The 5,000-nt window shown below is 42.5% G+C and carries 2 tRNA genes and 3 rRNA genes (1 of these 5 running past the window's edge); all 5 read right to left on the reverse strand.

Annotated features, from left to right (window positions below):
* Positions 1–8: 8 nt before the first annotated feature.
* Positions 9–125, reverse strand: a 5S ribosomal RNA gene (rrf, locus tag ELQ07_RS08065).
* 267 nt (positions 126–392) lie between these two features.
* Positions 393–3,448: ribosomal RNA gene (locus ELQ07_RS08070) — 23S ribosomal RNA — on the reverse strand.
* Between the two features lie 536 nt (positions 3,449–3,984).
* A tRNA-Ile gene (locus tag ELQ07_RS08075) sits at positions 3,985–4,061 on the reverse strand.
* 8 nt (positions 4,062–4,069) lie between these two features.
* Positions 4,070–4,145: transfer RNA gene (locus ELQ07_RS08080), tRNA-Ala, on the reverse strand.
* Between the two features lie 102 nt (positions 4,146–4,247).
* Positions 4,248–5,000, reverse strand: a 16S ribosomal RNA gene (locus ELQ07_RS08085); it runs 760 nt beyond the window's last position.
* Together the 16S, 23S and 5S rRNA genes with 2 tRNA genes alongside form the textbook arrangement of a ribosomal RNA operon.

The following is a 5,000-nucleotide window of genomic DNA, read 5'->3' on the forward strand; positions in this document are numbered from 1 at the left end:
ATTTAACAAGTCCGCAATGAGCTACTTTCCCCCTGCCAGTAAGGCGTAGTATCATCACCCACGATGTGCTTAGCTTCTTGGTTCGGGATGGAGCAAGGCGTTTCCACATCTGTATAATCACGGACATTGTTATTTAAATATTCTTTGAAAGACTGAATTTAAGAATAAAGCCTAATCTTTTATTTCTTTACTTTTTTCTTTATTCTCTTTCTTCTTTTATTTTTCTTTCTTCTTTACTTATCTTTGATAAGTCTTTATATAGAATACTTAAAAAACAATGTTAAGAGCAAGTTCTAATACAAACTCTACTTGAAAGATTTCTACTAAACTCTAAATATTATCTATATTCAAAGTTTTCTTTAAAAACCTTAACAAGGAAGTGATGCTTTATTAAAGATAAGCCAAACGCTCTATTAGTACTGGTCAGCTAAAGGACTTTCATCCATTACACACCCAGCCTATCAAACTAGTAGTCTTCTAGAGAGCTTAGAGAAGATTCATCTTAGAGTTGGCTTCACGCTTAGATGCTTTCAGCGTTTATCCTTTCCAAACTTAGCTACGCTGCGATGCTCTTGGCAGAACAACAGCTACACCAGTGGTTTGTTCAACCCGGTCCTCTCGTACTAGGGTCAAATCTCTTCAATCTTCTTACGCCCACGGCAGATAGGGACCGAACTGTCTCACGACGTTCTGAACCCAGCTCGCGTACCGCTTTAAATGGCGAACAGCCATACCCTTGGGACCTGCTCCAGCCCCAGGATGCGATGAGCCGACATCGAGGTGCCAAACCTCCCCGTCGATGTGAGCTCTTGGGGGAGATCAGCCTGTTATCCCCGGGGTACCTTTTATCCTTTGAGCGATGGCCCTTCCACACAGAACCACCGGATCACTAAGACCGACTTTCGTCTCTGCTTGACTTGTATGTCTTGCAGTTAAGCTGGCTTATACCTTTATACTCTACGAACGATTTCCAACCGTTCTGAGCCAACCTTTGTAAGCCTCCGTTATTATTTGGGAGGCGACCGCCCCAGTCAAACTACCCACCAGACATTGTCCCACTTGAGGATAACTCAAGCTGGTTAGCTACCCAAATAAGAAAGAGTGGTATCTCAACAATGGCTCATATACAACTGGCGTCATATACTCAAAGCCTCCCACCTATCCTGCACATTCTTATCCAAGTAGCAGTGTCAAGCTGTAGTAAAGGTCCACGGGGTCTTTCCGTCTTGCCGCGGGTAGGAGGAATTTTCACCTCCACTACAATTTCACTGGATCCCTCTTTGAGACAGCTCCCATCTCGTTACGCCATTCATGCAGGTCGGTATTTAACCGACAAGGAATTTCGCTACCTTAGGACCGTTATAGTTACGGCCGCCGTTTACTCGGGCTTCGATCAAGAGCTTCGCTAATGCTAACCCCATCAATTAACCTTCGAGCACCGGGCAGGCGTCACACCCTATACATCCTCTTACGAGTTAGCAGAGTGCTGTGTTTTTGGTAAACAGTCGGGAGGGACTCTTTGTTGTAAGTTTCTTCGCTTTCGGAGTAAATCCTAGTACGAAGCTAACCACACCTTATACCGAAGATACGGTGCTATTTTGCAGAGTTCCTTAAAGAGAGTTCTTCCACGCGCCTTAGAATACTCATCCCACCCACCTGTGTCGGTTTACGGTACGGGCAACATTAGCTAAACTTAGAAACTTTTCTTGGCTCGACGGCATCAGGGGTTCTTCTATCCATCCGAAGACTTCAAAAAGCCTTTCAGTTCTCGGAGTATTGTTATACGGATTTGCCTGTATAACCTCCTACAACCTTAGACTAGCACTTCCATCCGCTAGCCCCCTTAGCCCTAAGCGTCCTTCCATCGCACACTAATGTTGGTATTGGAATATTAACCAATTTGCCATCGTCTACCCCTTTCGGACTCGACTTAGGACCCGACTAACCCTACGATGACGAGCATCGCGTAGGAAACCTTGGGTTTACGGCGTTAATGATTCTCACATTAATTATCGCTACTCATGCCTGCATGCTCACTTCTATTCGCTCCAGCACTCCTTACCGGTATACCTTCGACGCAAATAGAACGCTCTCCTACCACTTGCACACAACTTAAACTACTTAACTTTAGCCTAAGAATATTTTTACTGATTTTACTAAGTTTTATTTCTATCTTTACTCTATAAAAATCAGTAAAAATATAACTAAACATATAACTTAGTTTCTCATATTCTAAACTTAAATAATCTAAGTTGTGTGCAAGTCTACAGCTTCGGTACTTACTTTAGCCCCGTTATATTTTCCGCGCAAAATCACTAGACCAGTGAGCTATTACGCTTTCTTTAAAGGATGGCTGCTTCTAAGCCAACCTCCTGGTTGTTTAAGTAACTTCACATCGTTTTCCACTTAAGTAAGATTTAGGGACCTTAGCTGGTAGTCTGGGTTGTTTCCCTCTTGACGACGGATTTTATCACTCGCCGCCTGACTGCTGTGATTACATATAAGGTATTCGGAGTTTGATAGGGTTTGGTACATTGGTGTATGCCCTAGCCCATTCAGTGCTCTACCCCCTTATATTACGACACAACGCTATACCTAAATATATTTCGGAGAGAACCAGCTATCACGAAGTTTGATTGGCCTTTCACCCCTATCCACAAGTCATCCCGGGGCTTTTCAACGCCTATGGGTTCAGTCCTCCACTAGTTCTTACACTAGCTTCAACTTGCTCATGGATAGATCACTTCGTTTCGGGTCTGCAGCATCTGACTAAGCGCCCTATTCAGACTCGCTTTCGCTACGGCTTCGCGTTTGCTTAACCTTGCCAGACACCACAACTCGCAGGCTCATTATGCAAAAGGCAGTCCATCACACTGTATTGCTACATAGTGCTCTGAATGATTGTAAGCAAATGGTTTCAGGTTCTATTTCACTCTGATCACCTCAGTTCTTTTCACCTTTCCCTCACGGTACTTGTGCACTATCGATCTGGTATTAGTATTTAGGGTTGGATCGTGGTCGACCCGGATTCAGACAGGATTTCTCGTGTCCCGCCCTACTCAGGATACTGCTAGCTAAGCTTTGTTTTTCGCATACGGGACTATCACCCTCTATGGCTATACTTTCCAGAATGTTCTGCTAAACTCAGCTCTTGCACATTGCAGTCCTACAACCCCCAGTGCAAGCACTGGGTTTGCCCTCTTGCGCTTTCGCTCGCCGCTACTGACGCAATCTCTATTGATTTCTTTTCCTGAGGGTACTAAGATGTTTCAATTCCCCTCGTTCGCTCCTATATAGGTAATGTATATCTCTATACATTGGGTTGCCCCATTCGGAAATCTACGGATCAAAGCTTCTTGACAGCTCCCCGTAGCTTATCGCAGTCTAGTACGTCCTTCATCGCCTTTACCAGTCAAGGCATCCACCATTCGCTCTTAGTAGCTTACCTTTTTTTACCTTTTATTATTGATTCTAAAACGCATCACTTCCTTGTTAAAGTTTTTATGATAAGACTTCTTTATCTTAAGACGGAAAGCATTCAAACACTTAATATAAAACTAAATGATTTAGTCTCAACTAAGCTGTGAGTTTGAAACTTGTCTTTAATTTATAAATCTTAAATCTAATATTCTCTTTATTATAGAAATAAAGATAATTAAAAGATATAAGTTAAACTAAAGAAAAGATAAATAGGTTTTATCCTTTAACAAGTCCTGTAAAATTGTTTTTATTAAAACTTGCTTGTGACTCTTAACAATGATAATTAAAAAGAACATTTAGGTTTAAAACCTAAAGGAAGCATATATATTAATATAATCATTATAAATATAAATACATAATGTATATGCTATTTATATTTATTAAAGTATATTCTTTTATAGTTAAAGATAAAAATAAATCTAAGTATAGGGTTTATATTTTATATTTAATCTACTTTATATACTTGCTTTAGATTTTAAAGCTTCTTTATTCAAATCTTTTTTATGGTGGGCCTAACAAGACTTGAACTTGTGACCTCACCCTTATCAGGGGTGCACTCTAACCAGCTGAGCTATAGGCCCTTAATAAATGGTGGAGAATAGCGGGATCGAACCGCTGACCTCCTGCGTGCAAAGCAGGCGCTCTCCCAGCTGAGCTAATTCCCCATAAACAATTAGCTTTATCATCAATCTTTGAAATCTAAACAAGAATCAATTGAGTTTATATATTGAAGTAATAGTTGTGAGACTTATTACTTTGTACTCTAGAAAGGAGGTGATCCAACCGCAGGTTCTCCTACGGTTACCTTGTTACGACTTCACCCCAGTCGCTGATTCCACTGTGGACGGTAACTAGTTTAGTATTCCGGCTTCGAGTGAAATCAACTCCCATGGTGTGACGGGCGGTGAGTACAAGACCCGGGAACGTATTCACCGTAGCATGGCTGATCTACGATTACTAGCGATTCCGGCTTCATGCTCTCGAGTTGCAGAGAACAATCCGAACTGGGACATATTTTATAGATTTGCTCCACCTCGCGGTATTGCGTCTCATTGTATATGCCATTGTAGCACGTGTGTCGCCCTGGGCATAAGGGCCATGATGACTTGACGTCGTCCACACCTTCCTCCTCCTTACGAAGGCAGTCTATTTAGAGTGCTCGGCCGAACCGTTAGCAACTAAATACGTGGGTTGCGCTCGTTGCGGGACTTAACCCAACATCTCACGACACGAGCTGACGACAGCCGTGCAGCACCTGTCTCTAAGTTCTAGCAAGCTAGCACCCTCATATCTCTATAAGGTTCTTAGGATATCAAGCCCAGGTAAGGTTCTTCGCGTATCTTCGAATTAAACCACATGCTCCACCGCTTGTGCGGGTCCCCGTCTATTCCTTTGAGTTTTAATCTTGCGACCGTACTCCCCAGGCGGTACACTTAATGCGTTAGCTGCATTACTGAGATGACTAGCATCCCAACAACTAGTGTACATCGTTTAGGGCGTGGACTACCAGGGTATCTAAT

The organism is Campylobacter sp. US55 (genome assembly GCF_004378955.1).
Lineage (GTDB): Bacteria > Campylobacterota > Campylobacteria > Campylobacterales > Campylobacteraceae > Campylobacter_D > Campylobacter_D jejuni.